Source organism: Blautia sp. AM47-4, from assembly GCF_003479865.1.
GTDB classification, from domain to species: Bacteria; Bacillota; Clostridia; order Lachnospirales; family Lachnospiraceae; genus Fusicatenibacter; species Fusicatenibacter saccharivorans.
The window spans coordinates 136365-161749 of record NZ_QUHY01000001.1 but is presented as its reverse complement, the minus strand read 5'-3'; the positions used below and the strand labels follow the sequence as shown (position 1 = coordinate 161749).

General features: G+C 47.2%; 29 protein-coding genes. All 29 read right to left on the bottom strand.

Features of this window, described 5'->3' with window-relative positions:
• Positions 1–16: 16 nt before the first annotated feature.
• On the bottom strand, positions 17–2092 hold the full coding sequence (locus DW965_RS00795) for an efflux RND transporter permease subunit (protein WP_117804618.1): 2076 nt from the start codon (positions 2090–2092) through the stop codon (positions 17–19).
• Between the two features lie 228 nt (positions 2093–2320).
• Positions 2321–3199 carry a NifB/NifX family molybdenum-iron cluster-binding protein gene (locus tag DW965_RS00790; protein WP_117804619.1) on the bottom strand — a complete coding sequence of 293 codons (879 nt, stop codon included), beginning with the start codon at positions 3197–3199 and terminating at the stop codon, positions 2321–2323.
• 27 nt (positions 3200–3226) lie between these two features.
• Entirely contained in the window at positions 3227–3385 is a 159-nt protein-coding gene (locus tag DW965_RS20320; RefSeq protein WP_256372654.1) for a M24 family metallopeptidase, read from the bottom strand.
• Positions 3316–4470, bottom strand: a complete 1155-nt coding sequence (locus DW965_RS00785; RefSeq protein ID WP_256372837.1) for an aminopeptidase P N-terminal domain-containing protein — start codon at positions 4468–4470, stop codon at positions 3316–3318. The genes DW965_RS20320 and DW965_RS00785 overlap by 70 nt, the downstream gene beginning before the upstream one ends.
• Positions 4471–4589: 119 nt before the next feature.
• Complete coding sequence (locus tag DW965_RS00780; RefSeq protein ID WP_117761411.1) at positions 4590–5849, bottom strand: S41 family peptidase; 1260 nt, start codon at positions 5847–5849, stop codon at positions 4590–4592.
• Between the two features lie 83 nt (positions 5850–5932).
• On the bottom strand, positions 5933–6847 hold the full coding sequence (ftsX, locus tag DW965_RS00775) for a permease-like cell division protein FtsX (protein ID WP_117761412.1): 915 nt from the start codon (positions 6845–6847) through the stop codon (positions 5933–5935).
• Entirely contained in the window at positions 6837–7520 is a 684-nt protein-coding gene (ftsE, locus tag DW965_RS00770; RefSeq protein ID WP_022461638.1) for a cell division ATP-binding protein FtsE, read from the bottom strand. The genes ftsX and ftsE overlap by 11 nt, the downstream gene beginning before the upstream one ends.
• Positions 7521–7546: 26 nt before the next feature.
• Positions 7547–8635 (bottom strand): PucR family transcriptional regulator, encoded by a 1089-nt coding sequence (locus DW965_RS00765; protein WP_117510479.1) that lies wholly within the window; start codon positions 8633–8635, stop codon positions 7547–7549.
• Between the two features lie 185 nt (positions 8636–8820).
• Positions 8821–9690 carry a YitT family protein gene (locus DW965_RS00760; protein ID WP_117761413.1) on the bottom strand — a complete coding sequence of 290 codons (870 nt, stop codon included), beginning with the start codon at positions 9688–9690 and terminating at the stop codon, positions 8821–8823.
• A gap of 5 nt (positions 9691–9695) precedes the next feature.
• Positions 9696–10382, bottom strand: coding sequence for a WecB/TagA/CpsF family glycosyltransferase (locus DW965_RS00755; RefSeq protein WP_117761414.1), 687 nt, complete (start codon positions 10380–10382; stop codon positions 9696–9698).
• 382 nt (positions 10383–10764) lie between these two features.
• The gene (locus tag DW965_RS00750; protein WP_117813025.1) at positions 10765–12879 is read right to left on the bottom strand and encodes a glutamine synthetase III family protein; all 2115 of its coding nucleotides are present in this window, start codon (positions 12877–12879) and stop codon (positions 10765–10767) included.
• Between the two features lie 414 nt (positions 12880–13293).
• Complete coding sequence (fba, locus tag DW965_RS00745) at positions 13294–14157, bottom strand: class II fructose-1,6-bisphosphate aldolase (protein WP_022461579.1); 864 nt, start codon at positions 14155–14157, stop codon at positions 13294–13296.
• A 179-nt stretch (positions 14158–14336) separates the two neighbouring features.
• Complete coding sequence (locus DW965_RS00740; protein ID WP_022461578.1) at positions 14337–15236, bottom strand: diacylglycerol/lipid kinase family protein; 900 nt, start codon at positions 15234–15236, stop codon at positions 14337–14339.
• A gap of 186 nt (positions 15237–15422) precedes the next feature.
• Positions 15423–15959 (bottom strand): bL17 family ribosomal protein, encoded by a 537-nt coding sequence (locus tag DW965_RS00735; protein WP_022461577.1) that lies wholly within the window; start codon positions 15957–15959, stop codon positions 15423–15425.
• 104 nt (positions 15960–16063) lie between these two features.
• Entirely contained in the window at positions 16064–17026 is a 963-nt protein-coding gene (locus DW965_RS00730) for a DNA-directed RNA polymerase subunit alpha (protein WP_022461576.1), read from the bottom strand.
• Positions 17027–17098: 72 nt separating this feature from the next.
• Positions 17099–17692, bottom strand: coding sequence for a 30S ribosomal protein S4 (gene rpsD, locus DW965_RS00725; RefSeq protein WP_022461575.1), 594 nt, complete (start codon positions 17690–17692; stop codon positions 17099–17101).
• 16 nt (positions 17693–17708) lie between these two features.
• On the bottom strand, positions 17709–18101 hold the full coding sequence (gene rpsK / locus DW965_RS00720; RefSeq protein WP_022461574.1) for a 30S ribosomal protein S11: 393 nt from the start codon (positions 18099–18101) through the stop codon (positions 17709–17711).
• Between the two features lie 50 nt (positions 18102–18151).
• A complete protein-coding gene (gene rpsM / locus DW965_RS00715) occupies positions 18152–18520 on the bottom strand; it encodes a 30S ribosomal protein S13 (RefSeq protein WP_022461573.1) in 369 nt (122 codons plus the stop codon).
• A gap of 295 nt (positions 18521–18815) precedes the next feature.
• On the bottom strand, positions 18816–18929 hold the full coding sequence (gene rpmJ, locus DW965_RS00710; protein ID WP_003022746.1) for a 50S ribosomal protein L36: 114 nt from the start codon (positions 18927–18929) through the stop codon (positions 18816–18818).
• Complete coding sequence (locus tag DW965_RS00705; protein ID WP_055220743.1) at positions 18926–19129, bottom strand: hypothetical protein; 204 nt, start codon at positions 19127–19129, stop codon at positions 18926–18928. The genes rpmJ and DW965_RS00705 overlap by 4 nt, the downstream gene beginning before the upstream one ends.
• A gap of 93 nt (positions 19130–19222) precedes the next feature.
• Positions 19223–20143, bottom strand: a complete 921-nt coding sequence (locus DW965_RS00700) for a VanW family protein (RefSeq protein WP_119197898.1) — start codon at positions 20141–20143, stop codon at positions 19223–19225.
• Positions 20131–20688 carry a hypothetical protein gene (locus tag DW965_RS00695; RefSeq protein WP_119197897.1) on the bottom strand — a complete coding sequence of 186 codons (558 nt, stop codon included), beginning with the start codon at positions 20686–20688 and terminating at the stop codon, positions 20131–20133. Before DW965_RS00695 ends, DW965_RS00700 begins: the two co-directional genes overlap by 13 nt.
• A 683-nt stretch (positions 20689–21371) precedes the next feature.
• The gene (gene infA / locus DW965_RS00690) at positions 21372–21590 is read right to left on the bottom strand and encodes a translation initiation factor IF-1 (protein ID WP_022461642.1); all 219 of its coding nucleotides are present in this window, start codon (positions 21588–21590) and stop codon (positions 21372–21374) included.
• Between the two features lie 3 nt (positions 21591–21593).
• Positions 21594–21845 carry a KOW domain-containing RNA-binding protein gene (locus tag DW965_RS00685; protein WP_022461643.1) on the bottom strand — a complete coding sequence of 84 codons (252 nt, stop codon included), beginning with the start codon at positions 21843–21845 and terminating at the stop codon, positions 21594–21596.
• Positions 21842–22612, bottom strand: a complete 771-nt coding sequence (gene map / locus DW965_RS00680; RefSeq protein WP_119197896.1) for a type I methionyl aminopeptidase — start codon at positions 22610–22612, stop codon at positions 21842–21844. Before map ends, DW965_RS00685 begins: the two co-directional genes overlap by 4 nt.
• A gap of 3 nt (positions 22613–22615) precedes the next feature.
• Complete coding sequence (locus DW965_RS00675) at positions 22616–23260, bottom strand: adenylate kinase (RefSeq protein ID WP_022461645.1); 645 nt, start codon at positions 23258–23260, stop codon at positions 22616–22618.
• A gap of 167 nt (positions 23261–23427) precedes the next feature.
• Entirely contained in the window at positions 23428–24744 is a 1317-nt protein-coding gene (gene secY / locus DW965_RS00670) for a preprotein translocase subunit SecY (protein WP_022461646.1), read from the bottom strand.
• The gene (rplO, locus tag DW965_RS00665) at positions 24744–25184 is read right to left on the bottom strand and encodes a 50S ribosomal protein L15 (protein WP_119197895.1); all 441 of its coding nucleotides are present in this window, start codon (positions 25182–25184) and stop codon (positions 24744–24746) included. The genes secY and rplO overlap by 1 nt, the downstream gene beginning before the upstream one ends.
• Before the next feature lie 12 nt (positions 25185–25196).
• Positions 25197–25379 carry a 50S ribosomal protein L30 gene (rpmD, locus tag DW965_RS00660; protein ID WP_022461648.1) on the bottom strand — a complete coding sequence of 61 codons (183 nt, stop codon included), beginning with the start codon at positions 25377–25379 and terminating at the stop codon, positions 25197–25199.
• Positions 25380–25385: the final 6 nt, after the last annotated feature.

Genomic DNA, 25385 nt, shown 5'->3' with positions numbered 1-25385 from the left:
GGGGATTTGTCATACTTTATTTTGTTTTCTTCTTTAAAAATCCAATCGATGTCTTACAGATCAGTTTATCGAAAATCATAAACATTGCCGGCAGAATCAGGATAACAACGACCATACTGATGATCGCGCCCCGTGCAAGCAGAGTACAGATGGAACCGATCATCTCAACCTGAGAGTAGCAGGCTACACCGAAGGTTGCGGCAAAGAAACTCAGGCCACTGCTGATGATGGACGGCATACTGGTCTTATGCGCAATACTGATAGCTTCTTTTTTGTCTTTTCCATTCTGGCGCTCTTTCTGATAACGGGTTGTCATCAAGATCGCGTAGTCCACGGTTGCACCGAGCTGAATCGCTCCGATTACGATGCTGGCCACGAATGGAAGGCTGGTTCCCTGATAATACGGGATTGCCATATTCAGCATAATTGCAAACTCGATGACTGCTACCAGAATAATCGGCAGAGAAATCGATTTGAAGATCAGCAGAATGATGATAAAGATTGCACCAATGGAAAGCACGTTTACGTTGACAAGGTCAGCATCGGTAACATCCTGCAGGTCTTTCATCAACGGTGCTTCACCGATGACCATTCCATTTTTATCGTAGGATTTTACGATTTTGTCAATCGCTTTGACCTGTTCGTTTACTTCATCTGTTGCGGACTCATATTCAGAGCTCACAAATGCAAGCTCATACTCATCGCTCTGCAGCATGCTTCGGAGATTTTCCGGGATCATGGATTCCGGAATCGTCGGCCCGAGCAGGGAACTCATGCTGATGGTCGATTTGACACCTTTTACGTTGCCGATCTCCTCCATCATTTTCTTTTTCTGTTTGGAATCCATATCGCGGTCCATCATGACGATGTGCATGTTGCTGACGTTGAACTGCGCTTTTACTTCATCGTTTGCCACGTTACAGTCCAGGGTAGATGGAAGGGAACGTGCGATGTTGTAATAAATCTGGGTATGATTGTTTCCGTAGATCGACGGGAACAGCAGAACCAGGAAGATCACAACCCATACTTTATAATGTTTGGTGATAAAGGCGGACGGTTTATCCAGGCTTTTTACCAGCGGTTTGTGTCTCGTTTTCTCAATTGCCTTGTCAAATACCAGAACCATGGCCGGCAGGACGGTGACACAGCAGACAACGCCGATCAAAACACCTTTTGCCATAACGATACCAAGGTCGCGGCCAAGGGCAAAGGTCATAACACACAGTGCCAGGAAACCGGCTACGGTGGTAACGGAGCTTCCGGCTACGGATTTGAACGTGTTGGCGATTGCATGGCCCATCGCACGCTCTTTGTCATCCGGGAAACGCTTTTTATTCTCCTCGAAACTGTTCAGCAGGAAGATGGAGTAGTCCATCGTAACACCAAGCTGCAGCACGGCGGTCAGCGCTTTTGTGATGTAGGAAGTCTCACCAAGGAACACGTTGCTTCCCAGGTTGTAAAGGATTGCAAGTCCGATACTTAACAGGAACAGGATCGGAACAACGAAGGAAGTCGATGTCAGCTCGATGACAACGAGGCTCAAAACTGCGGCGATGACAACGTAAACCGGCAGCTCTTTTAATGCTACGTTTTTGATATCGGTAACAACACCGGTCATACCGCCGATGAAGCACTGCTCGTTCGCAATTTTACGAAGATCCTCGATTGCCTCCATGGAGTCATCGGAAGAAGTCGTATTATCGAACAGAACGAGCATCATGGTTGCATCCCCATTGTAGAATGCTTTCCGGAGTTTTTCCGGGATCATCTCAACCGGCACGCTGATGTCTGCCACATCGTCATACCATAAAACTTCTTTTACGTGGTTTACCTGCTCGAATTTTTCTTCGAGTTTCTGTACGTCCTTCATTTCCATGTTTTCCACGACAACCATGGAGAACGCACCCATGCCGTATTCATCTACCAGAATGTCCTGTCCTTTTACAGTTTCCAGATGCTCCGGCAGATAGCTGAGCAGATCATAGTTTACTTTCGTTGCTGCCATTCCGATGACTGACGGAATAATCAGCAGAAATCCAATGATCAGCATCAGAATCCTGTGCTTGGCAATCCATTTGCCAACTTTAACCATTTTCATTCATCTCCTCTGATTCATTTTTAACTTGTTTTTCTAGTACCACATCTTACAACTTAAATGACTATTAGTCAATATTTGAAATGGTGAAAAATGAATTTTGGTCATTTTTTGTTTACTTTTACAAAAAATAACGGAAATCGGAAATGGGAATCGTTGATTTTTCTGCGCATCAAAAAAGAGTGCCTGGCTCCTTCGTCCTGACACTCTTTTTTATGCATTTTTTTATTTCACTTCAACCAGCTCAATCTCAAAATTCAGCTCTTTTCCAGCCATCTCATGGTTGGCATCAAACGTGATATTGGTCTCGTCTTTTGCAGTAACTTTTACCGGGAACGGCTGGCCATACTGGTTCTGCAGATAAACCTGCTGTCCGATCTCTACTTCCTCTGCTCCCGGAAGCTGTGCGATCGCAACGGTGAAAATTGCGTTCGGATCCGGCATTCCGTAAGCCTCCTCCGGCATCAGATGGATGTTGACTTTTTCGCCGACTTCCATCTCTGCAACGGCTGCATCGAAGCCGCGGATCATCTGCCCCACACCGCAGATGAACTCGAGCGGTTCGCCGCGGTCGTAGGAAGAATCAAACTGGGTTCCATCGTTGAAGGTTCCTCTGTAGTGGGTACGGCAGGTTTTTCCGACATTCTTACCTTCCATAACCGGAGTCGGTGCACCGCATCCGCCGCCGCAGGTTCCGCAGGAACCGCCGCAGGAGCTCTCCTCTTCCTCATGGCTTCCGCAGTGGTCGCCGCAGGAATGGCCTTCCTCGTGATCGTGGTGATCGCAGGTTGCACCTGCAGATGTGAGCGTTCCGTTTAAGTAAGCTTCCACCGCTGCATCCACATCTCCTTCCGCTCCGGAGCAGAGCTCTACGCCTGCCTCAGCAAGAGCAGCCTGTGCACCGCCGCCGATGCCGCCGCAGATCAGAACATCCACGCCCTGCTCGGAAAGAAGGCCTGCCAGTGCGCCGTGGCCGGTTCCGTTGGATCCGATCACTTCGCTGGAAACCACCTGATTGTCTTCTACTTCGTAAACCTTAAAATTCTCTGTTTTTCCAAAATGCTGGAAAATATTCCCGTTATCGTATGTAACTGCAATTTTCATCTAACTAAATCCTCCGTAGTTTTTTTCTTACGCCTCTTTTTCCTGCATAAAGGCTTCAATCTGGTCTGGATCACGCATCAGATTCTCGGAAAGAACCTCGCATCCGTCCTCTGTAATCAGGATATCATCCTCGATCCGGATTCCGATCTCCCACTCATCAATATAAAGACCCGGCTCATCGGTGATGATGGCGCCTGGACGCAGCTTGTCGTCCATGCCGCGGTCACATCGTGTACATCAATGCCGAGGTGATGGGAAACGCCGTGCATGTAATAGGTTCCGACATCCTCTTTCTTCTCGATCAGGCCAAGTTTCACACAGCCCTCGCCGAGAACATCCTTTGCGATATCGTCGAGCTCTTTTAATGTCATACCCGGTTTTGCTGCTTTTGCAACGGCGCGGTTTGCTGCCAGAACAACGTCGTAAACCTGTCTCTGACGGTCCGTATATTTTCCGTTGACTGGATACGTTCTGGTGATATCTGCGCAGTAGCCCTGGAATTTTGCTCCGAGGTCCATCAGAAGCAGGGTCTCATCCTCGCACACGTCACGGTTGGTGTCGTAGTGCAGCATCGTTCCGTTTGCACCGCTTCCTGCGATCGTCGGGAATGCGGTTCCGTCTGCTCCCTCGTGGAAAATCTTGTACTCGAAATCAGCCTGTGCCTGATACTCGGTGCAGCCCGGTTTCAGGTTTTTCATTACAAATTTCAGCGCATCATCCGTGATTTTGATTGCCTGGCGGACAAGTGCGATCTCATCCGCATCCTTCTGCATACGCAGTGCCGCGATGACAGGCGCAATGTCTTTGATCGGTCTGCCCGGGAATTTCTTTGCAAACTCCTCTGCCTTTACCATGTTGTAGTCCGGCAGATCCTCGAACTGATAGCGGTAGCAGTCGAAATACAGGGTTCCGATGTCCTCGCGTGCCATCAGACGGTTTACCATACCCTCAAAGGAATCCAGGAAACGAACGTCGTCGATTCCGGTAATCTCCTGTGCCTCGGATACGGTTACTTTTCTTCCAAACCATCTCTCCTGGCTCGGATCCGCTTTCTCGATAAACAGAATGGATTTCTCCTCTTTTGCGGTCTTTTTCATCATCAGGATCATGTGATCTCTGCGAAGGCCGGTCAGATAGAAAAAGTTGCGGTTTGCTTCAAACGGCAGATATTCGTCTGCGCTGACATGCAGCTCGATTCCAGAAAACAAAAGCAGTGCGGAATCCTGGTCCATTTTATCAAAAACCTGTTTTCTTCTTTCTGTAAAGTTCATCTGTCTTTCCTCACTTTCTTTTAGAGCCTGCCAAGATCTGTTTTCGGCTCCTCTACTAAGATAACACGTTCGTGCTTTTTTTCCTACCTTTTTCCTGCTTTTCTATGAAAATTCTTATTTTATTCCGCACCTTCCAGTCCTTTGACAACTTCCAGCGCTTTTTCGAGCTGCACATCGCTCGTCGAGTCATCCGGCAGCTCCACCTCGACATCCGGCGCGATACCGACCTTGTGGATGTCGTTGCCGAGCGGCGTGTAATAATGGGCAATCGTCAGCTTCACCACACTGCCGTCGGAGAGCTGGAATGTGTTCTGGACAATGCCTTTTCCGAATGTCGTCGTTCCGACAATCGTTCCGATGCCGTAATCTTTGACTGCTCCCGTGAAGATTTCTGCCGCACTTGCCGTATTTTCATTGACCAGCACGACGAGTGGAATCGAGATCGGGGTATCGCCGTCGCAGGTATACTCTTCCCGTTTTCCATTTTTATCCTCGGTATACACGATGAGTCCCTCCGGCAGGATCTGGCGCAGGGTGTCACAGACTGCCGTCACGAGGCCGCCCGGATTGCCGCGCAGATCGATGATCAGGCGCTCCATGCCCTGATCCTGCAGTGACTGGTATACTTTCTGGAACTGCTCGGAGGTAAGCCCTGTAAACTCGCTGATGGCCAGATAGCCGATCTTGTCGTCCAGCATTTTACCGTCTGCCACAATCGCCGCAAGCTTCTCTTTTTTGACTTCCGTTTCAATCAGATCCGCCTCGCCTTCCCGCTCGATGGAAAGCGTCACGGTGTCGTTCTCGCTGTTTTTCAGAAGACCGACCGCATCGTTGAGGTTTAAGCCTTCGAGTGTCTGCCCGTCAATCTTCACAATACGGTCATCCGCCTGAATACCGGCCTTCGCCGCCGGGGTATCGTCCTGTACGCCGGTGACCTGCAGCTTATCGCCGTCCAGCGTCACCGTAACACCGATGCCCTGATAGTAACCCTCCTGCGCTGTCTTGATCGCTTCGTATTCCTCTTTCGTGTAATACGTAGAATACTTGTCGCCGAGGCCGCTGATCATCCCTTTATACATCGCATTCGACAGCTCTGTGTCATCCACATCGCCCGCGTAAAGCTGGCTGATCATCGCTTTGATCGCCGCCGTCTTCCGCCACGACCAGAAGCCGCCGGGGTGGTCCGCACTGCTTCCCGGCCAAAGAAACGTTGTTCCGACAAGCACGATCATTACAAGCGCCAGCATGGAAATCATGCCCGCAAAGTAGCTCTTCCGCATCTCATTTTTTCGGTTTTTCTTTCTGTTTCTGCGCTTTTTCGGTTTTTCCTGCTCTGCCGCTTTTACGCCCTCTTTTTCTTCCTTCATCAGTTCTTCCAAAATATGCCTCCCAATCGAAAGATCCCGGAATCTTTTGACGGATTCCGGGACTTATTTTTACTTCATTATATTGTCTAATCCTATCAGACTTTCAAGTGTTTTCGAATCGTAAAGATACTGCCGACAAGACCGATTCCCATACCGAGAATGAGTCCGACCGGAAGCAGAATCCGGAAGACGGCCGATACCGGCATGAATGCCATAAAGTTCGACAGTACGCTGAACTCCGCCATAACGTAGCTGATGACTCTGTTGTATACAACGTACAGCAGCCCCAGCGGAATCGCTGCTCCGACAAGACCGATCAGGATACCCTCGATCAGGAACGGAGCCCTTACAAACAGGTTCGTCGCACCGATCAGCTTCATGATACCGATCTCCTCTTTCCGGACCGAAATACCGATCGTGACGGTATTGCTGATCAGGAAAACAGATACGGCAAGAAGAATCAGGATGATCGCGATGGAAACGTAGCCAATGACACGGTTCATCGTCGTCAACGTTGTTGTTGCGCCCTCGGCCTGTTTAACCTCACGGACACCGTCCAGCGAGCGGATATACTCAGCCAGTGCATCCTGCGTCTCTACCTGGTATACGTAAACCTCGTAGTGAGCAGAAGTTGCGAGCGGGTTGTCGTTTGGCTTAAAGCCGTCCTTGTATTCCTCTTTTCCTTCGAAATACTGTTTTGCAAAGTTTTCCCACGTCTCATCCGCGGAAACATACTTACATTCCTTGACCACATCGGTCTTGGCCTTGATCTCCGTTCCGATCTCATCGATCGTCGCCTGATCCGCATCTTCGTTGAAGAAAACGGTCATGGATACGTCTGTCTCGGCATTTTTTACGATGTAGTTAAAGTTGATGACAACCGCAAAGAAGATACCGAACAGAAAGATACAGGCTCCCATGGTTGCGATGGATGCCAGCGAGAACATCTTGTTTCTCCAGATGTTTTTGACACCCTGTTTGATGCTGTAGCCCAGTGTACTAAACCTCATGGTACTCGCCCTCCTTCTCATCGCTGACTACCACGCCTTTTCGCATGGTAATAACGCGTTTTTTCATGGAGTTGACGATCTCACGGTTGTGGGTTACCACAAGAACGGTCGTTCCTCTGTTGTTGATTTCCTCCAGGAGCTTCATAATCTCCATGGAGTTTCCCGGGTCCAGGTTTCCGGTCGGCTCGTCCGCCAGAAGAATGTCAGGCCGGTTGACAATGGCTCTTGCCACGGCAACTCGCTGCTGCTCTCCTCCGGAAAGCTCCTTCGGGAAGGATTTGTACTTCTCTGCCAGTCCGACCAGCGTCAGGACTTCCGGCACGCGCTTTTTGATGACGCGGTTCGGTTTCTCGATGACACGCTGTGCGAATGCTACGTTTTCATAGACATTCCGGTCTTTTAAAAGGCGGAAATCCTGGAATACGACGCCGACACCGCGGCGGTATTTCGGCACTCTCCAGCGTTTCATTTTATTTAAGATCTGTCCGTTTACCTTAATGGTACCGGATGTGGGCTCGAGTTCTTTCAAAAGGAGCTTGATCAGCGTCGATTTTCCAGAACCGCTGTTTCCCACGATAAAGACGAATTCCCCCTTCTCGATGTGTAAGGATACGTTGTTGACGGCCGGCTGGCCTTTCGCGTAACTCTTACTTACACTATCCAATGTTATCATGCAATTCCTCCTTCAAGGGTTCTCGCTTAATAATCGAGCGTTTCCATGTATTTCATGTACTGCACAACCATAAGCGCAATCTTGAATGTGATCGCATCTTCAAAAACTCTAAGATCGAGTCCCGTGCTCTTCTGCAGCTTATCCAGCCGATAGACAAGGGTATTTCGGTGTATATAAAGCTGTCTCGAGGTTTCCGAGACATTCAGAGAATTTTCAAAGAATTTATTGATCGTTGTCAGTGTCTCTTCATCAAAGTCATCCGGCGATTTGTTGCCAAAAATCTCTTTGATGAACATTTTGCACAGTGGGATCGGAAGCTGGTAAATCAGACGGCCGATACCCAGTGAGCTGTATGCATAGATATCATTCTCAGCGGAGAAGATTTTTCCGACGTCCATCGCCATTCTGGCTTCTTTGTAGGAACGCGATACTTCTTTGATCTCCTTGACAATGGTACCGTAAGCAACGTGGGTTTTCCCCTCCTCATCTCTTCCTGCTGCTTCCAGAATGGTGGCTGCCACTTTGTTCATCTGGGCATAATCCTCACCTGGAGCAAGTTCCTTGACGATGATAATGTTTTTCTCATCGACGGCAGTTATAAAGTCACCGGATTTGGTACCGAGCAGACTCTTGACGCTTTCCAGCGCCCCGCTGTTTTTATCCGGATTTGTCTCAAGAATAAATACAAGGCGGCGTGCTTCCACTTCAATATGTAACTTCTTCGCCCTGTTGTAGATGTCGACCAGCAGCAGGTTGTCGAGCAGCAGATTCTTGATAAAGTTGTCTTTATCGAAGCGCTCCTTGTAGGCGGTAAGGAGGCCCTGAATCTGGAAGGTAACCATTTTCCCGATCAGGTGAATGTCATCGTTTCCGCCTTTTACAACCAGAATGTACTCCAGCTGGTGTTCATCGTATACTTTAAAAAACTGATAATTTTTCATGGTCTGGGAATCTGCCTGAGACTGCGCAAACGTTACAATATCATTCTGGCTGATCTCAACCTCCGGAAACGTCGTTACCAGAACCTTTCCTTCTACATCAGTCACGCAGAGTTCGACACGCGAAATATTTTTGATTCCCTCAATGGTACTCTGTAAAATCTGATTTGAAATCATATTTTCTTCCCTCTTTCATCCTATAGTTTGTCTCCGGCTGCACCCGCTTTCATTGCCAGGCATATCCACACCCCTATGGTTCTGCGCCTGATGCAAAGTACCTCACAGATATACTTATTTTAATACAAAATAGACAAAAAAGGAAGAGAAAACACAACATTTATACCACAAAATACGTAAAAAGGTCAGGAGAAATCCGTCTGGAAGCCCTCTCCTAAGACCTCTCTTGCATCCGACACAACGACAAACGCGTCCGGATCGATCGTTCCTACGATCTGTTTGAGCTGCGGGATCTGTTTTTTGCCCACAACACAGAATACCATCATACGCTCTTCGCCCGTGTACATTCCCTTGATGTGGATGCCGGACGCGCCGCGGTCGAGTTCTTTCATGAGCTCATCGGCTACCTGCTCCGGATGCGCGGTAATGATAAACGCGGATTTCGCATAATTCATACCTTCCATCAGGGCATCCGTCATTTTCGTCGTCACGTAGATTGCCACGATCGCATAGAGCGAAGCGTGGATACCGAAGACAAAAATACCGGCGATGACGATGATTCCATCAAGCACCTGCATAACCTGTGCAACGGAATAGTGGCGCAGCTTTCTCTGGATCAGAGCCGCCATCATATCCGTTCCGCCCGTCGTTCCGTTTCCGATAAAGACAAGGCCGATGCCGGCTCCCATCAGAACGCCGCCAAAAAGTGCGGAGAGCATCCTGTCATCCGGCACCAGCTGCAGAACCGGGAGAACGGCAAACCAGAACGTGTTCATCAGGGTTCCAAAAATGGTTTTCACAAGAAAATCACGGCTCATGCGGATTCCAAAAAGAAAGAGCGGAATGTTCAGCACAAGGTTCGTCACCCAGAGCGGAACTCCTTTTCCGAACAGCATCTGGCTCAGTTGTTTGATGACGATTGCAAGACCGGAAAATCCTCCGGTAACAAGCCCCGCCGGGTCGTAAATCGAGCTGGTCGCAACCGCCATGACCGCGGTTCCCAGCGTAATCAGCAGATAATCTCTCCACTGCTGTTTGTTCCGTATCCAGTTCATGAACTTCAACCGTCCTTTTCGCTGTTATATTTTGTTACCATCCACTTGAACGTATTCTTCTTTAGCAGAGTTCCCCACCAGCTCGTTTTTATACCGGCCTCGTTCTGCAGTGTTGAGTGTTCGCCAAGGCTCAGCCAGATTTTCGCGCTGATTTTGCTGCTGTTTTCCAGAACGAAACGATCCTGCCGCGTTCCTGCAAGGCCGCTCACAATCACGTCCGTCGTCTGGCTGTTGATCTCGTTGACCAGGCTGTCAAACGCGGATTCCTCCAGCGTCTCGACAACAGCACCGCCTCCGATCTCAATGCCGGGATACGTTTCTGTCAGATATTTCTGCAGTGTCTGCAGTTCTTCCTCAGTGTCGCCCAGTACGAAAATCCGGCTTTTCTTCTGAATCAGTCCCCAGAAAAAGCGTGCGATGAACTCGTTCGTCTCCACTTCCTCATAGGACGGCGTCTCCGGGTCAATTCCTGCTGCCTCCAGCACCTCGGTTTCCCCGATGACCGTCAGATCCAGATCTTCGATATACTGTTTCCACGTCGGTTCCTTGCTCGCCTGCATCAGCATCTGCATTGTAACAATCCCGATGGTGTTCAGCTTATCGTTCGAGAGGTATTCCTCTGCAATCTCCATTGCCGCATCGACGCGGTAATGTTTCAGCTTCACACCTAAAATTTCCAGTTCTGCATTCATTGTTCTGTATACTTCTGTTTTCCTTCGAAATCCAGAAGCGTTTCCTCCATGTTTTCCTGCCGTTTCTTCCGGCAGCGCTGTCCGCCTTTTTCTTCTGGCAACAGCTAATCTTCATTATACTAAAAAAAGAGGCTGTTGTCAAAAACAGCCTCTTTTTCTGCCCTGTTTTCACAGAATTTTTACAATTTAGCGGATCGTCTGCGGATTGTTTCAACTCACAGTCGGTATTTTCACGGAGTCTGACATGTCGAAAATAGTTCGACTGTGACTTGCCTCATGTCAGTGGAGGATACCGATTTCTCTCCGCCCGCCACTGCCGTTGTGTTTCTTTTAACAATTCATCCCACCGCTTTAGAAGTGGGAGACTTCTTGTCTACTAGGGTTAAACCTCAAACATCAGATCGCCGTAGGACGGCATCGGCCACATCTCTTTGTCTACGATCATTTCCAGTTTGTCAACCGGTGCACGGAGTGCCTCCATAGCCGGAGCAACTTTCTCGTAGTAGTATTTTGCTTTTGCTTCGCCGTCTTCCATCTCGCATCCTGCATTCTCGATTGCGATCAGCTCGTCGAGTGCTTTCTGGGTCTCCTCAAGCAGTGCACTTGTCTCGTTCAGCAGATTCTTCTGTACACCAACTGCCGTAACACCTGCTGCGGTGATGGTGTTGATGGATCCAGCCAGGGAAGTCGCATATTTGATGACTGCCGGGATGATCTGTTTGCTTGCCATGTCGATCATGGTCTTTGCTTCGATGTTGATGGTCTTTGCATAGTTCTCGAATTTAACTTCTGCACGGGATACCAGCTCTGCCTCGGTGAATACTTTGAAATCGCCGAACAGTTTGATTGCGGTATCAGTGGTCAGTGCCGGGATTGCGTACACCATGGATTTGATGTTCGGAAGTCCTCTTCTCTCTGCCTCAGCTAACCACTCATCTGCATATCCGTCGCCATTGAAGATGATTCTCTGATGCTCACTTAAGTTCTTCTTGATCAGATCATGGACAGCGTCCTCAAAGTTTTCAGCGCCTTCCAGTACATCGCATGCATCGCGGAATGCTTCTGCAACGATGGTGTTCAGTACGATGTTCGGAGCTGCAACGGAGTCACGGGAACCAACCATACGGAACTCGAATTTGTTTCCGGTGAAGGCGAACGGTGAGGTTCTGTTACGGTCGGTAGCGTCTTTCTTGAGATCCGGAAGCGTCTTAACACCAGTCTCCAGAACGCCCTCTTTTTTACTCTTGGTTGCATTTCCGGTGCTGATCAGCTGCTCAACAACGTCCTCCAGCTGCTCGCCAAGGAATACGGAAATGATGGCCGGCGGTGCCTCGTTGGCTCCCAGTCTGTGATCGTTTCCCGGATCGGCTGCGGACTCACGGAGCAGATCTGCGTGAACATCAACAGCTTTCAGGACGCAGCTTAACACAAGCAGGAACTGAATGTTCTCGTGCGGTGTTTTGCCCGGCTCAAGAAGGTTGATGCCGTCATCTGTGGTGATGGACCAGTTGTTATGTTTTCCGGAACCGTTGACACCTGCGAACGGTTTCTCATGCAGCAGGCATTTCAGTCCGTGCTGGCATGCAACTCTCTTTAAGGTCTGCATTACGAGCTGGTTGTTGTCGACTGCTACGTTTGCCTCGGAATAGATGGAAGCCAGCTCATGCTGTGCCGGTGCAACCTCATTGTGCTGTGTCTTTGCGGTAACGCCCATCTTCCACAGCTCAATGTTGACCTCCTTCATAAAGGAAGCAATTCTCTGACGGATGGTTCCGAAATAGTGATCGTCCATCTCCTGTCCTTTTGGAGGCATTGCGCCGAACAGGGTACGGCCGGTGTAGATCAGGTCTTTTCTCTGCAGGAATTTCTCTGCATCTACCAGGAAGTATTCCTGCTCCGGTCCTACGGAAGGAGTTACTTTCTTGGAAGTGGTGTTTCCGAACAGTTTTAACAGACGCAGGGACTGTACATTCAGAGCTTCCATGGAACGAAGAAGCGGTGTTTTCTGGTCAAGCGCCTCTCCTGTGTAGGAGCAGAATGCAGTCGGAATGCAGAGGGTTGCGCCTGCTGCGTCCTGACGAACGAAAGCCGGTGAGGTGCAGTCCCATGCTGTATATCCTCTTGCCTCAAAGGTAGCACGCAGTCCACCGGACGGGAAAGAAGATGCATCCGGCTCGCCTTTGATCAGCTCTTTACCGGAGAAGCTCATCAGTACTTTGCCGTTCGGCATCGGTGCTGTAATAAAAGAATCGTGCTTTTCTGCAGTTGTACCAGTCAGCGGCTGGAACCAGTGTGTATAGTGTGTTGCTCCTTTTTCAATTGCCCATTCTTTCATCTCATGTGCAATCGTATCTGCAGTAGCAAGATCCAGCTCACCGCCTTCTTCGATGATCTTTTTCAGCTTCTTGTAAACATTTTTTGGAAGACGTTCCTGCATTACAGTGTCATTGAATACATTTTCGCCAAAGATTTTGGCCGGATTTACATATTCTCCCATTTTCTTTCTTCCTTTCCATTTGTGAATTTTGCGATGCGACCTTCCCGCCGGACTCTAAAAAGGTCCTGATACAAGAAAAAGGGGTTCTCAAAAAGCAGCTAAGGAAAGCTAAGTTTTTGTAGAACGCCCTTGTTTTACATTCGCATATGGATTTGATTTCCAACTGATACTAAAATAACTCAAAAACTTAAAAAACGCAAGTGCTTTTTTGAACTCAGTCCCTTTTTCGTATTATTTTACAAAACTTTCCTAATTCAGGCGAAAAAATTAGCGGATTCGATGAAAGCTTTCGCGGCAGTCGTCAAGATCTCGTGCAAGCACGGACTTCGACTCGTTGCTCGCGAAAAAAAATACTGTGCGGACCCTGAGGAGGAAGTCCCCCAGGAATCCTGCACAGCATTTTCGTGCTTAAACTCAGGCTTTGTTTGCAGAACCGAACAGTTCGATTTTCTCTCTTACAGTAGCTTTGATAGCTTCTGCGCCAGGAGCAAGGAGTTTACGAGGATCGAATCCTTTACCCTGCTGATCTTTGCCCTCTTCGATGTATTTACGGGTAGCTGCTGCGAATGCAAGCTGGCACTCTGTATTTACATTGATTTTGGAAACGCCAAGGTCAATGGCTTTCTTGATCATGTCATCCGGGATACCTGTACCACCGTGAAGAACGAGCGGCATAGTTCCTGTCAGCTCCTGTACAGCTGCCAGAGTCTCAAAGCTCAGTCCCTGCCAGTTAGCCGGGTATACACCGTGGATATTGCCGATACCTGCTGCAAGCATATCTACACCGAGGTCTGCAATCATCTTGCACTCGTTCGGATCAGCGCATTCGCCCATACCTACAACACCATCTTCTTCTCCACCGATAGAACCAACTTCTGCTTCCAGAGACATTCCTTTCTCTTTGCAAACAGCTACCAGTTCTTTTGTTTTTGCAACGTTCTCTTCGATCGGATAATGAGATCCGTCAAACATGATGGATGAGAAACCTGCTTCGATGCATTTGTAGCATCCTTCGTAGGTTCCGTGGTCCAGATGCAGAGCAACCGGAACAGTGATGTTCAGTTCTTCGATCATAGCTTTTACCATAGCAGCTACAGTTTTGAAACCTGTCATGTATTTTCCTGCACCCTCAGATACGCCAAGGATAACCGGAGAATTCATCTCCTGTGCGGTAAGAAGGATGGATTTTGTCCACTCCAGGTTGTTGATGTTAAACTGACCAACTGCATAGTGGCCAGCTTTTGCTTTGTCCAACATTTCTTTTGCTGATACTAACATAGCTCAAATGACCTCCTGTGTCTGTAATTGTGCCGTGTACCGTTTTCAGGCTTACGGCATACTTGTTACTTTCATAACTGGTTTTATTATACAACATCTTTCTGCAAATGCCAAATGGTTTTCGTAGCGAAATCCATTTTTTTGCACTTTTTTGTGAAAAACTTATCAAAAAGCCGTGCCTACTTATTGTTCAGAACCAGTTCCATGGCATGTTTGCGCGCTTCGATGCAGACATAGCCGTGATCTCCGCCGTATTCGCCGTCCAGAGTCCAGGAAATCTCCTGGTTGGACTCGATGATGATGCGGTCGGTCTTGAACGAATCGATGAGGTCTGTGTGATCCTCCTGCATCAGCAGGGACGCAATGATCTCATTCAGTTCCAGCGGGTTTTTCGGGCGTTTGATCAGGGTTACCTCGAAGAGTCCGTCATCCAGGCGTACATCCTGTCCCGGCAGGTTTTTGAAGCCGCCGACGGACTTGGCATTCGTCACCATACCGTAGATATACTCTCCCTCAAAGGTTTCCCCGTTTGCCTCGACTTTAATCCAGTACGTCGGCACATTCCAGATCCGTTTGGATCCCTCCAGCAGGTATGCCAGATGGCCGAGAATGTTTTTCATGTGCTGGTCTGTCTCATAGGAAACATCCGTGAAAAGGCCGAATGCAGCGATGTAGACAAAGCTGTCGTTGTTGAACGCTCCCACATCACAGGAATACAGGTTTCCCTCGATGATATCCTTTGCCGCCTGTACCATATCTTTCGAAATAGAAAGACTGTTTGCAAAATCATTGGTGCTTCCGGCCGGAATATAACCGATCGGAACGCGCTGATCCACTTCCATCAGGCCGCTGACAACTTCATCCAGTGTTCCGTCGCCCCCGCTGCAGACAACGAGATCCACCTGCGGCGCAAGCTCCTTTGTCTTTTCGAAACCATCTCCGACTGCCTGCGTCGGGTGGACAATGACTTCATATCCGCCTTTTACAAAAACATCGATAATTTCAAACAGTTTACTTTTAATCTGTGCTTTTCCGGAAAACGGATTAAAAATAAACAACATTTTTTTCTTGCTCTCCATGCAAATGCTCTCCTTTGTATCCCATTTTAGCTGTTCTGTATTCTGTATTGTACCTTATTCGCAAAGCAGATGCAACCCCGTACATTGCCACAATTTCGCAATTGTGTCATATAAAATATGATATACAACAAAACAGGAGCCACCTACTAAGAGGCAGCCCCTGCGGATTTCAAAACTATTTACAGATTAAACCAGCTCGATTACAACTTCCATAGCTGCATCACCTTTACGCGGTCCGATCTTGATGATACGGGTATATCCGCCGTTACGGTCTGCATATTTCGGAGCGATCTCATCGAACATTTTCTGTGGCATATCGATGGACTTGGTGTTTTTCTTGCGTCCTGCTGCTTCGGTCGGAACCTCTGTTACAGGATAGAAGAAGCTTGCCATCTGACGTCTAGCGTGAAGTCTGGACGGAAGATCTTTTTTGATCTCTTTCTGAACTTCATCGTATACGGTAACTTTTTTGCCGTCTTTTACTTCTTTCACACGTTTGCCATCAGCATCTTTGCGAGCTACTTTAGCAGTAACGGTAACGGTCTCAAAGTTATCTTTCTCTTTTACAGCCAGTGCGATCATGCTTTCAGCGATCTTACGGATCTCTTTTGCTTTGGTCTCAGTGGTAACGATTTTTCCGTGATACAGAAGGTTGGTTACCTGGTTTCTTAATAATGCTTTTCTCTGGTCAGATGTTCTGCCAAGTTTTCTATATTTTGCCATTTTAAATTTTCCTCCATTTGTGGAACCCACAAGTCATGCTGCCTCGGACTTACTGACAGGGGGTTTTCGTCTACAAATCAAACGGAAAGATAAATCGCTGTGATTTATTCTCCGTCCCCAGGACTCAGTGACAGTCCCAGTTCTTTCAGCTTTGCAAGTACCTCTTCCAGAGACTTGCGGCCCAGGTTACGAACCTTCATCATGTCTTCGGAAGTTTTGTTGCACAGCTCTTCTACGGTATTGATACCGGCACGTTTCAAGCAGTTATAGGAACGCACGGAAAGCTCAAGCTCGTCGATGTTCATCTCCAGAACTTTCTCTTTCTCATTGTCCTCTTTCTCGATCATAACTTCTGCTGTCTTCGCATTCTCAGACAGATCGATGAAGAGTTTCAGATGCTCGCTTAAAACCTTAGCTGCCAGGCTGACTGCCTCGTCCGGATCCAGTGTTCCTCTGGTGTAAACATCCAGTGTCAGTTTATCGTAATCGGTAATCTGACCTACACGGGTGTTCTCCACTTTGAGGTTTACACGCTCAACCGGTGTATAGATAGCATCCACAGCGAGAACGCCGATCGGCATGTCATCGCTCTTGCCTTTGTCAGCACTGATATAACCGCGGCCTTTTGTGATCGTCAGCTCCATGTACAGCTTGCTGTCCGGGCCGCCGTTCAGGGTTGCGATTACCTGATCCGGATTCATGATCTCAATATCCTGATCTACCTGAATATCGGATGCTCTTACAACTCCCTCGCCCTCGAACTCAATATAAGCAACTTTTGCTTCGTTGGTTTCGCTGTTATTGCGGATTGCAAGGCTCTTCAGGTTCATGATGATTTCTGTAACGTCTTCTTTTACTCCAGGGATGGAGCTGAATTCATGAAGAACGCCCTCGATTTTAACCTGGCTTACTGCTGCTCCAGGGAGGGAAGAAAGCATAATTCTGCGAAGAGAATTACCTAATGTGATACCGTAGCCTCTTTCCAGAGGTTCAACCACAAATCTGCCGTACTTCTTGTCATCAGAAATCTCAGTAATTTCAATTTTCGGTTTGTTAAAATCAAACACTCGAAAGCCCCTCCTTTTAAATTGGTTGGCTCATTACTCATGGGAATAAAGCCTTCCGCGTATGGCGATTCTTTATTTAGAATACAGCTCGACGATCTGCACTTCGTCAACCGGAACATCGATCATTTCGCGGGTAGGACGCTCTTTTACAACACCTTTGAGTGCCTCAAGATCAGCCTCGATCCATTCCGGAGTCAGACGGCCGCCTGTAACCTCTACGATGTCTTTATATCTCTGAGAGGATTTTTTACCCTCTTTGATTTCGATGGTATCACCAGCGCTTACAAGGTAAGACGGGATATTTACCTGTTTGCCGTTAACCAGAACGTGTTTGTGGTCAACGATCTGACGTGCTTCTTTTCTGGTTCTAGCCATTCCCATACGGAACAGAACGTTGTCCAGACGGAGCTCAAGAAGGATCATCAGGTTCTCACCAGTCTGTCCTTCCATTCTGTCAGCCTTTTTGTAATAGTTAACAAAAGGTTTCTCCAGAACGCCGTAGATGAATTTTGCTTTCTGTTTTTCTCTTAACTGAAGACCATACTCAGACATTTTTCTGTTTGCTCTTTTCAGCTGTCTTGTGGACTTCTTATCAATTCCAAGATATACAGGATCCATTCCGAGGGATCTGCATCTTTTCAGGACTGGTACTCTATTTACTGCCATGTTCTTAACCTCCTAATCAGACTCTTCTACGTTTTGGTGGGCGGCATCCGTTGTGCGGAACCGGTGTTACGTCGCGGATGCTTGTAACTTCAAGACCGCATGCCTGAAGGGCACGGATTGCAGCTTCACGACCTGATCCTGGTCCTTTTACCATAACGTCAACAGTCTTTAAGCCATGAACCAGCGCTGCTTTGGTAGCAGTTTCTGCAGCCATCTGAGCTGCGTATGGAGTAGATTTTCTTGAACCTCTAAATCCCAGACCGCCGGCACTTGCCCAAGAAAGAGCATTTCCTTCTGCATCAGTCAGTGTTACGATTGTATTATTGAAGGAAGACTGGATATGTGCCTGTCCGTGTTCAACGTTTTTTCTGACACGACGTTTTGTCGTTTTCTTTGTCACTTTTGCCATTTTAAAACTAACCTACACTTTCTTAATCTTATATTGGACTACTGGTTAAATTATTTCTTCTTATTTGCAACAGTTCTCTTAGGACCTTTGCGAGTTCTTGCGTTGGTCTTTGTTTTCTGACCACGAACCGGAAGGCCTTTACGATGACGGATACCTCTGTAGCATCCGATCTCCTGCAGACGTTTGATGTTCATAGCGATTTCTCTACGAAGATCTCCTTCTACAACCTGACTCTCATCGATAACTGCGCTGAGTCTCTTTACTTCATCGTCTGTCAAATCTCTGCAGCGTGTGTCCGGATTTACTCCAGCTTCTTTTAAGATACGATCTGCACTTGTTCTACCGATTCCGTAGATATAGGTCAGACCAATCTCAACACGTTTGTCTCTTGGTAAGTCTACACCAGCTATACGAGCCATGTACTTTGTCCTCCATTTTTCTAAAACATTAATATTTTCCTAATTGGGATACAGGTATGCGTGTATCCAGCCGTGTTCGCACGACCTTTCTCCTTCTGCCACCTGACAGATCGGAGTATTAAGCAATATTATAAGGGATGTCTGCGCTCCGCGCGTCCACCCGCCGGAGGTGTCCTGGCTGCAACTTGCCAGGTGTCTCACTTTATAATATTAACAGCAGAACAACGCATTCACGCGCGTCCTCGCTGCAGCCGCACTTAAAATCTGCACAATTACGATCAAGCCTAATGACGGATTAGCCCTGGCGCTGTTTGTGCTTTGGATTCTCACAAATGATTCTGATGCTACCTTTTCTTTTGATAACTTTGCATTTCTCGCAGATCGGTTTTACAGAAGATCTAACCTTCATGATGAATCCTCCTTTCTTTGCTCCTTAGCGCCCCGTGTAGGGGAATTTTCTGTTGTAAACTTTTGGAATGCGTTTTCTTTTTGTGGGTTAGAAAAAAGTCCACGCGCAAAAGTTCGTTTTATAGTATAGCATTTTGTTCCCGGAAATGCAAGAAATTTTTTACATATTTTTTCATTTTTTTTTGCTCTTTTTCTGTGCATTTTTTCATCTCTCCCACCGGTAAGAAAAAAACAGGCCGGACAGATTTCTCTTCTCTGTCCCGCCTGTTTTTTACAGGTAACATCTTTTTTGCATCATGATCCTGAGTTCAGCGGTTTGTATTTGCTTGCGCATACGGATTCTGATTTTACTACATTTCCGCTTGCATCTTTATAATCACGATACGTTACATTACTCATCTCATCGATCTGCTCTACCCTTGGCTCAATGGTATAGTCGTTTTCTTTTGTTCCGAGAATTTTTACGGTCAGTGTATCACTGCTGTCCATATTCATCACAATTTTCACCGGATACTTATGATTATTTTCAAATTTGAAATCCGGTGAATCCCAGAATACGGTTGCATCCATTCCTGACGGCACATAATGTACCGGCATCGAATGGTTGGCTCTTTCCAACACATCAAGGTCTGTATACAAAATAGCGGAAAACAGTGTGGAGGACACCTGGCATTCGCCTCCTCCAAGTACCTGGACGACTTTGCCATCCTGATAGCCTGCTGCCTCCTGGTATCCTTTTTCTGCCGTTGTATCACCTACGACACCATTAAAAGAGAAGGTTTCTCCCGGCAGAACGATCTGCCCGTTGCAGATAGATGCCGTAAGTCCGACGTTGTGAATTCTTCCGCTCGTTCCACCTGCTGCGCTGGAGCTGTAACTTCCAAGCGTGTCTTTAAACAGGTTTGCATTCATCTTCTCGGTTGTAATCTCCGGCTCGGTAAATGTAAACGGAATCGTGATATCCGTATTTTCTTCTGCACTCTCATACTCGGCTTTCGCATTGTCCGCATTCATTGAGGTTCCGTTTTTCGATGCCACAACGGAATATCCGTTATTCGGATCCAGCGTCGCATTGACGGGATCGGTATAAATCTGGCTTGCAATTCCGGCAAAATCCGGTTCCGTCAGCTGATTTTCTGCCGTCGGGCAGGAAATTACATCCTGGAAATTCATTGCTGTCACATTCGTCTGGATCTGCTGTTTTAAGGCATCCACATCCGGTCTGGTTCCGGCAATGCTTTATGCACGATCAGGCCGGTATCTGTTACTTCATATGTAGTATCCTGCATGGAGTTGTAATCCTGAATGCCGGATGCCTGTACAATTCCTTCCACCTCATCTGGATGGGCCACAGTCGGCTGCACATCATAGGAAAGTTTCTCTGCCTTTCCCCGTTTCATCTCGACCCACTCCAGACCGCGAACCAGAAGATTTCCATGGCCTTTTTCATATGCTTTTTCAATTTCTGCGGAAGCATCCATCCCCAGCATTGGAAATACGTTCATCGTATACTGCTGACCATCCAGCTCAACGGTAACAGCTGTATCTTTATAATCTTCTTCAAACTTCTGTTCCACTGTCTGTGCAGCTTCTTTTTTGCTCATTCCCTGAATGTTTACTCCGTTAATAGAAGCATCTGCCCAGATTTTGTCATCCTCGATGATCAGACAGAAGATTCCATATGCAGCGGCAAGTAAAACAATCACTGCAACTACGCTCAATGCTGCAACAAGGCCTTTTTTCTTTCCCCTTTTTGTCATTGCACATTTTCCTTTCCTGTTATCTGTAAGGAGCAGCGATGCCATTGCTGCAGATCCGAATTTTTTTCAGACTGCAGCCTGCTGTTTCATAAAATGTTTCCCTGATTTCTGCCGGTACATGGATTTTACCGCACCGCACAGGAGATCCTTCCCGGTAAAATTTCTCCGTAAAGTTTCTCTATTGCATTATATCACATTATTTTGAGAATTCAACCAAATATTTCAACTTCACACAGAATTCACAAACATATATTCTTCTGTCGCTTTCGAGCCCTCATCTGTCATTTTCACGGTTTTCCGGCCGCTCTTTTCTCCTGTCTTTTCACTTTTTCTTTTTTTTCTGACGGTTTAAAAATTTTGTTTCAAAAGTGCACAAATTCTCCTGGTTTTTACAAAAAGTTTTCATAAAATTTTATACTTTTTTCATTGCTTTTTCTATTAAAATATTGCATAATACATCTGGAAGGTTTCAAAAGGGACTGAAAAGAAATTCAGATGCCCGCCGCCGCGGATGCTGCAGGGTTTGCAGACTGGTGCTTGCTTTGTGGCTGTCAGAAATCTGAAGGCCGGTGATCGAAATCTTTGTTCTGTAGAACGGTTACTGTTATTGGGGATGAATACAGAGAAACACATACAGAGAAAAAGCCATCCGGCATGCCGGATGGCTTTTTTTATCGTATTTCTTATTTATCTCTCCAGATAATACGTCCCTTGTCCAGATCGTATGGGGACAGCTCGATGGTTACTTTGTCTCCCGGAAGAATACGGATAAAGTTCATACGCAGCTTTCCGCTGATATGAGCCAGTACAACGTGTTTATTTTCCAGTTCTACTTTAAACATTGCGTTTGGTAATTTCTCGAGGACAGTTCCCTCTACCTCAATTACATCTGCCTTAGACATTGATTAATCCTCCTTCAACTCTTTGCAACTTTTTTCTTTTAATGCCTTACGGATATCTTCATCACGAACCGCATCCGTCATTTCGTAATCCGGCTGTACGTGAATCAGCTTCTTCTTTTTCGGCCGGTTGGCGGTACGGATTTTTCCGTCCACCAGGAATACGTATGGCTCCTGTACATCCGAAATCACATACAGCTTTCCTTTATCGTGGCCGGCCAGGCTTCTGGCAAACATTCCTTTCACAATCGGTTTCATAAATCCTCCTCCGTATGCGAAAGTGTCAGAATTTCCGGTTCTCCCTCCGTAATCAGAATCGTGTTCTCATAATGTGCGGCAAGAGAGCCGTCTTCTGTCACAACGGTCCAGTCATCATCCAGCCATCTGACTGCATAGCCTCCGGCTGTGATCATCGGCTCGATGGCGAGCGTCATGCCAGGCTGCAGACGGACGCCGCGGCTTGGCTGTGCGAAGTTCGGCACTGCCGGATCTTCGTGCAGGTGCGTTCCGATGCCGTGGCCTACCAGGTCGCGGACAACGCCGTAGCCGAAGCTCTCTGCGTATGCACCGATCGCCGCCGAAATCTCATGAAGATGATGGCCTGCTTTTGCGTATTTGATTCCTTCAAAAAAGGCCCGGCGTGTTACTTCCACCAGTTTTCTTGCCTCCGGCGAGATCTCACCGACCGCGTGTGTGCGGGCTGCGTCGGAATGGTATCCTTCATAGATAAGTCCCGCATCCAGGCTGACAATGTCGCCCTCTTTCAGAATCCGTTTTTTACTTGGGATTCCGTGAACCACTTCTTCGTTCACAGAAACGCAGATCGAAGCCGGATACCCATTATAGTTTAAAAAGTTGGGAGTGCATCCGAAGCTGCGGATCATCTCTTCTCCGAGCTTGTTGATTTCCCAGGTTGACATTCCCGGATGGATGGCGCGGCCTAATTCATCGTGTACCTTCTCCAGCAGTTCACCGGCACGGCGCATTTTTTCAATTTCCCGGGCAGTTTTAATTGATATGGACATCCTTTACGCTCCTAAAATCTTTACTATATCCTGAAATACCACGTTGATATCCTGGGTTCCGTCAACTTCCACCAGAACATTGGCTTTCTTATAGTAGTCAATCAGAGGCTGTGTCTGAGCATGGTATACAGACAGTCTCTTCTGTACGGTCTCAGGTTTATCGTCATCACGAAGAACCAGCTCGCCGCCGCAGGTATCGCATACATCTTCTACCTTTGGTGCGTTAAATTCTACATGATACGTTGCTCCGCATCCGATGCAGGCACGGCGTCCGCCCATACGGTGAACGATATTTTCATCCGGTACTTCTACATTGATTGCGTAGTCAATTTTCTCTCCGCGTGCTTCCAGGGCTTTGGTCAGTGCCTCTGCCTGCGGAATCGTTCTTGGGAAGCCATCCAGCACGTAGCCCTTTGCTGCGTCCGGTTTGGAAATACGGTCTACAACAAGATCGCAGGTCAGCTCGTCCGGAACGAGTTCTCCCTTGTCCATGAATGCTTTCGCTTTCTTTCCAAGCTCGGTTCCCTCTTTGATATTTGCGCGGAAGATATCGCCGGTTGAAATATGAGGAATCTCATATTTTGCAGCGATCTGTTTTGCCTGTGTACCTTTTCCGGCACCAGGTGCCCCCAACATAATAATTTTCATGCGCTTTTCCTCCCATGTTTGAATTTGCAGCAATCCGCTGCGTGTAATTTACCCTATTATACCATAAAGTAAACCACAATAGCAAAAATTTTCTCTGTTAAAGCCTCTTTAAAAGCGCTTTAAACAAAAGAAAGGGCCTGTCTTATCCAGACAGTCCCTCTTATGCCTTAATCGTTTAAGAATCCTTTGTAATTGCGTACCAGCATCATGGATTCAATCTGTTTTAAGGTTTCCAGAATTACGCTGGCAATAATGATCAGAGAAGTACCTCCAAAGGATACATTCGCTTTGAAAAATCCATTAAAGAAAAATGGAATCACTGCAACAATGGTAAGACCTGCTGCACCGATAAAAATAATATAGCTGAGCAGATTGTTCAGATAATCTACCGTGGATTTACCCGGGCGGATGCCTGGGATAAAGCCGCCCTGTTTTTTCATGTTATCTGCAACTTCCATCGGGTTGAAGGTGATGGAGGTATAGAAATAAGCGAAGAAAATAACAAGGACAATGTAGAGAATCAGGCCCAGCGAAGCAACTGGATTGGTTTTGTCAAACCAGTTGTTGGAATTCAGCATCTTGATCAGCGTTCCGCCGATACCTTTGATATCCGACTTTCCGACAAACGACAGGATAATCGATGGGAAAGACATGATGGATGATGCAAAGATGATCGGGATAACGCCCGCTGTATTTACCTTCAGCGGAATATTGGATGACTGTCCGCCAACCATTTTTCTTCCGGCCATTTTCTTGGAATACTGTACCGGAATTCTTCTCTCAGCGCCATTCAGGATCAGTACCAGCACAACAACAGCGATGATCACAACAGCGATGATAATCCACATCAGCAGACCACGCGCGATGGTTTTGCCTTTTACGAAGGTTTCGTAAAGGGTTACCATATCCTGCGGGATTCTGGAAAGGATGTTGATTAACAGGACCATAGAAATACCATTTCCAACGCCCTTGTCGTTGATCTGTTCTCCCACCCACATAAGGAAGGCAGAACCGGCTGTCAGAGCTGCCACTACAACAATCACATTAACTGCGTTAAAAGTGGTGAGGAGTCCCTGGCGTCCAAAGCCTACTGCCATGGCAACAGACTCAAACAATGCAAGACCTACTGTCACATAACGAGTAATCGCAGTCATTTTCTTTCTTCCCTCTTCGCCGTCACGCTGCATTTCCTCAAGTCGTGGAATTGCAATCGTAAGCAGCTGGATAATGATGGAAGAAGTAATGTACGGTGTAATACTCAGAGCAAAGATGGAGAAACGGTCGAAACCGCCGCCCGTGAATGCATTCAGGAAACTGAATGCCTCATTCGTATTATTTGCAAAATAATTCGCAAAAAAGCTTGTATTGACACCCGGTACAGGCATCTGAGAGCCTAACCGGATGACAACAAGCATCATAAGCACATAAAATATTTTGCGACGAACATCTTTGACCTTAAATGCATTGATAAAGGTCTTAAACATTAGATCACCTCGACTGTTCCACCTGCCGCTTCAATTTTTGCCTTTGCGCTCTCGCTGAAAGCATTTGCTTTTACAGTGAGTTTTTTGGTGACTTCACCGTTTCCAAGGATTTTTACGCCATCTCTCGGATTGGAAACAAGACCAGTCTCAATCATAGTTTCTACGGTTACAACAGTTCCGTCCTCATAACGATTCAGAGCATCTACATTGATTCCAACGATTTCCTTGGAGTTTCTGTTTTTGAAACCTCTCTTCGGAAGACGTCTGTATAAAGGCATCTGACCACCTTCAAAGCCCGGTCTCGGTGCTCCGGAACGTGCTTTCTGTCCTTTGTGGCCTTTACCTGCTGTTTTACCATTTCCTGAACCATGTCCACGGCCTCTGCGGAAGTTATCGTTCTGTCTGGAACCTTCAGCCGGCTGTAAATTAGATAAGTCCATTACGGTACCTCCTTATGCTTCTTCTACTTTAACCAGGTAAGAAACCTGATTAACCATGCCGCGAACTGCTGCGTTATCCGGCAGTTCTACCGTCTTGTTAACTTTTTTCAGACCCAGTGCTTCCACGGTTCTTCTGTGTTTCGGAACACATCCGATCGGGGATTTCACCAGTGTTACTTTTAATTTATCTGCCATTTTTCA

What these genes read in the sequence shown, in the direction of transcription:
- DW965_RS00705 (WP_055220743.1), bottom strand. Translation starts at nt 19,129, where the DNA reads ATGCACAGAAAAAGAGCAAAAAAAAATGAAAAAATATGTAAAAAATTT.
- rpmD (WP_022461648.1), bottom strand. Translation starts at nt 25,379, where the DNA reads ATGGCAGATAAATTAAAAGTAACACTGGTGAAATCCCCGATCGGATGT.
- DW965_RS00755 (WP_117761414.1), bottom strand. Translation starts at nt 10,382, where the DNA reads ATGAATGCAGAACTGGAAATTTTAGGTGTGAAGCTGAAACATTACCGC.
- infA (WP_022461642.1), bottom strand. Translation starts at nt 21,590, where the DNA reads ATGTCTAAGGCAGATGTAATTGAGGTAGAGGGAACTGTCCTCGAGAAA.
- DW965_RS00765 (WP_117510479.1), bottom strand. Translation starts at nt 8,635, where the DNA reads ATGATTTCAAATCAGATTTTACAGAGTACCATTGAGGGAATCAAAAAT.
- ftsE (WP_022461638.1), bottom strand. Translation starts at nt 7,520, where the DNA reads ATGATAACATTGGATAGTGTAAGTAAGAGTTACGCGAAAGGCCAGCCG.
- DW965_RS00750 (WP_117813025.1), bottom strand. Translation starts at nt 12,879, where the DNA reads ATGGGAGAATATGTAAATCCGGCCAAAATCTTTGGCGAAAATGTATTC.
- rpsM (WP_022461573.1), bottom strand. Translation starts at nt 18,520, where the DNA reads ATGGCTCGTATAGCTGGTGTAGACTTACCAAGAGACAAACGTGTTGAG.
- rpsK (WP_022461574.1), bottom strand. Translation starts at nt 18,101, where the DNA reads ATGGCAAAAGTGACAAAGAAAACGACAAAACGTCGTGTCAGAAAAAAC.
- rpsD (WP_022461575.1), bottom strand. Translation starts at nt 17,692, where the DNA reads ATGGCAGTAAATAGAGTACCAGTCCTGAAAAGATGCAGATCCCTCGGA.
- DW965_RS00795 (WP_117804618.1), bottom strand. Translation starts at nt 2,092, where the DNA reads ATGGTTAAAGTTGGCAAATGGATTGCCAAGCACAGGATTCTGATGCTG.
- DW965_RS00740 (WP_022461578.1), bottom strand. Translation starts at nt 15,236, where the DNA reads ATGGAGAGCAAGAAAAAAATGTTGTTTATTTTTAATCCGTTTTCCGGA.
- DW965_RS00685 (WP_022461643.1), bottom strand. Translation starts at nt 21,845, where the DNA reads ATGAAACCGATTGTGAAAGGAATGTTTGCCAGAAGCCTGGCCGGCCAC.
- DW965_RS00790 (WP_117804619.1), bottom strand. Translation starts at nt 3,199, where the DNA reads ATGAAAATTGCAGTTACATACGATAACGGGAATATTTTCCAGCATTTT.
- rplO (WP_119197895.1), bottom strand. Translation starts at nt 25,184, where the DNA reads ATGGACTTATCTAATTTACAGCCGGCTGAAGGTTCCAGACAGAACGAT.
- DW965_RS00675 (WP_022461645.1), bottom strand. Translation starts at nt 23,260, where the DNA reads ATGAAAATTATTATGTTGGGGGCACCTGGTGCCGGAAAAGGTACACAG.
- DW965_RS00695 (WP_119197897.1), bottom strand. Translation starts at nt 20,688, where the DNA reads ATGACAAAAAGGGGAAAGAAAAAAGGCCTTGTTGCAGCATTGAGCGTA.
- ftsX (WP_117761412.1), bottom strand. Translation starts at nt 6,847, where the DNA reads ATGAGGTTTAGTACACTGGGCTACAGCATCAAACAGGGTGTCAAAAAC.
- DW965_RS00735 (WP_022461577.1), bottom strand. Translation starts at nt 15,959, where the DNA reads ATGGCAAAATATAGAAAACTTGGCAGAACATCTGACCAGAGAAAAGCA.
- secY (WP_022461646.1), bottom strand. Translation starts at nt 24,744, where the DNA reads ATGTTTAAGACCTTTATCAATGCATTTAAGGTCAAAGATGTTCGTCGC.
- rpmJ (WP_003022746.1), bottom strand. Translation starts at nt 18,929, where the DNA reads ATGAAGGTTAGATCTTCTGTAAAACCGATCTGCGAGAAATGCAAAGTT.
- map (WP_119197896.1), bottom strand. Translation starts at nt 22,612, where the DNA reads ATGTCCATATCAATTAAAACTGCCCGGGAAATTGAAAAAATGCGCCGT.
- DW965_RS00760 (WP_117761413.1), bottom strand. Translation starts at nt 9,690, where the DNA reads ATGAACTGGATACGGAACAAACAGCAGTGGAGAGATTATCTGCTGATT.
- fba (WP_022461579.1), bottom strand. Translation starts at nt 14,157, where the DNA reads ATGTTAGTATCAGCAAAAGAAATGTTGGACAAAGCAAAAGCTGGCCAC.
- DW965_RS00785 (WP_256372837.1), bottom strand. Translation starts at nt 4,470, where the DNA reads ATGAACTTTACAGAAAGAAGAAAACAGGTTTTTGATAAAATGGACCAG.